Below are 2,500 nucleotides of genomic sequence, written 5' to 3' on the forward strand. Positions count from 1 at the left end.
GGCCCGCATCCTGGGCTTCCGGATTCAGTTGCAGGTAGCGCGCCAGATCCGTGCGGGGGCCCGCATCCTGGGCTTCCGGATTCAGTTGCAGGTAGCGCGCCAGATCCGTGCGGGCGCCTTGCCGATAGCCCATCTTCATGTACGCCAGGCCGCGGTCGCGCAGCGCATCGCCGTTGTCGGCCGACAGGCGCAAGATGCGATCCGCGCTGCGGGCGGCGCGTTCCCAATCGTCGCGCTCGGCGTACACGCCGTGCAGGTTGCGCAGCACGCGCATCAGGATCGCGCGGTGCGTGGCGGGGTTGAGGATCTGGAACAACGCGCGGTCGTCGGGCGCTTCGCCGTTGAGGTGCGGGCGCGCGCGCTGGCGGAGTTCGTCTTCGTCGAGCGGACGGCCGCGGTTGAACGGATCCATCACCAGCACGCCGTCGTCGACGGGCAACCGGACGAGGAAATGGCCGGGGAAAGACACGCCATCGAGCGGGATGCCGAGGCGGCGCGCGACTTCGATCTGCACCAGCGCGAGCGAAATCGGATTGCCCAGGCGGCGTTCGAAGACTTCGTTGAGATAGCTGTTGCGCGGGTCGTAGTAATGCTCGCTGTCGCCGGCGTAACCCACTTCCTCGAACAGGTGGCGGTTGATCGCCGCCATCTTCTGCGGCCAGGCTTCGACCGACTCCACCTGCGTGCGCAGGTGGTCGACGTGGGCTTGCACTTGCGCGTCGCAATGGTCCGCGTCCAGGTGCGGATATTCGTCGCGGGCGATCAGCAGCGCGGTGCCCAGCAGCGGGAGCGTGCGATCGTCGGAACCGGCGAGTTCGTTCCAGTCGGGCAGCAGGAAACGGTCGTGCATGCGGCAAGCCTGCAACCACGTTGCGTTCGTTGCAAGTCCGCGCCGGTCAGGGGTGTGCGACGCCTGGCCCGAATTTCAGTTCGGAGCCTGTTTCCAGCTTGAGTGCCTGCGCTTGCCCGGCATTGAGCTCGAGCACGTAACGCGCGGGCGCGGCGCTCGGATACGGCGGGCATTGGTCGCCGAGCGAGCACGGCGGTACGTCACGCTGCATCGACACGAGTTTGCGCGTGTCGTCGAAGTAGAGGATGTCGAGCGGGATGCGCGTGTTCTTCATCCAGTACGCCAGCGGGCCCTGGGACTCGTGGATGAAAAGCATGCCGTGGTCGGCGTCCATCGTGTCGCGGAACATCAGCCCGCGCTCGCGCTCGGCGTCGTCGTCCGCGATCTCGATGCTGAAGCGCTTGCCGTTGAGTTCGACCCACGGGCCCGACGCACTGGCACAACCGGCAAGCAGCAGGAGCGAAGCGGACAGCAGGGCGGCTCGCAGTTGGGGGCGCATCGTTCGGGTCTCCGTCAGGGGCGCTGAACATCGGTGAGGGCCGGCGCCTGCGTCAAGAGGGCGGCGCCTGCGAAATGATTTGAACGGATTCATGGAGACCCCCTTCCAAAGCTCGGCAGCCTTATGCACAATGCGCGCCCCTTCGACGGGTGCCGGTCCACCGGCCCCGGCGGACCGAAAAAACCCCGTCACGGGGTGTTGACGGAATCCGGAAGGGCTGTATTATGTGCGGCTCCCTCGGGCACTTCGGTGCGGCGGGGGGAAGGGAGAAGGCGCTGAGGCCGCTCCCGACGATCTTTGACAGTGTGCGCAGGTGACTTGTGCGGGCGTCTGGCGGGTGGATACGTTGTCCATCTTGCAGACGTTCGTAACAGAGCAACAAGTCAATTCAAATGGCAAACAAGCAATTGTTTAGCCAGCGAGTGATTTCGAGCCTGGGACGACGACTGCACTCAAGAAATTGGCGAGGACTTCGGTYCGAGCCGCAAAACTTAAGTGAAGAGTTTGATCCTGGCTCAGAGTGAACGCTGGCGGCAGGCCTAACACATGCAAGTCGAACGGCAGCACAGCAGTAGCAATACTGTGGGTGGCGAGTGGCGGACGGGTGAGGAATACATGGGAATCTGCCCTGTCGTGGGGGATAACGTAGGGAAACTTACGCTAATACCGCATACGACCGGAAGGTGAAAGCGGCGGACCGCAAGGCGTCGCGCGACTGGATGAGCCCATGTCGGATTAGCTAGTTGGCGGGGTAAAGGCCCACCAAGGCGACGATCCGTAGCTGGTCTGAGAGGATGATCAGCCACACTGGAACTGAGACACGGTCCAGACTCCTACGGGAGGCAGCAGTGGGGAATATTGGACAATGGGCGCAAGCCTGATCCAGCCATGCCGCGTGAGTGAAGAAGGCCTTCGGGTTGTAAAGCTCTTTTGTCCGGAAAGAAAAGCGCTCGGTTAATACCCGGGTGTTATGACGGTACCGGAAGAATAAGCACCGGCTAACTTCGTGCCAGCAGCCGCGGTAATACGAAGGGTGCAAGCGTTACTCGGAATTACTGGGCGTAAAGCGTGCGTAGGTGGTTCGTTAAGTCTGATGTGAAAGCCCTGGGCTCAACCTGGGAATGGCATTGGAAACTGGCGACCTAGAGTGC

2 protein-coding genes and 1 rRNA gene (1 of these 3 cut by a window edge) are annotated in these 2,500 nt (G+C 62.8%); 1 reads left to right on the forward strand and 2 read right to left on the reverse strand.

Translation table 11 applies throughout. The features are described from left to right. Both AC1DOM_RS16695 and AC1DOM_RS16700 read right to left on the reverse strand, forming a co-directional pair. Positions 1-850: SirB1 family protein (locus AC1DOM_RS16695; RefSeq protein WP_498965339.1), on the reverse strand; the 850-nt coding region annotated here is incomplete at its 3' end. A gap of 46 nt (positions 851-896) precedes the next feature. Next, complete coding sequence (locus AC1DOM_RS16700) at positions 897-1,349, reverse strand: DUF192 domain-containing protein (RefSeq protein WP_498965341.1); 453 nt, start codon at positions 1,347-1,349, stop codon at positions 897-899. 492 nt (positions 1,350-1,841) lie between these two features. On the opposite strand from AC1DOM_RS16700, the gene AC1DOM_RS16705 reads away from it, so the two are divergent. Next, a 16S ribosomal RNA gene (locus AC1DOM_RS16705) occupies positions 1,842-2,500 on the forward strand; it runs 886 nt beyond the window's last position.

The sequence above is a fragment of the Lysobacter sp. P5_B12 genome (assembly GCF_056400425.1).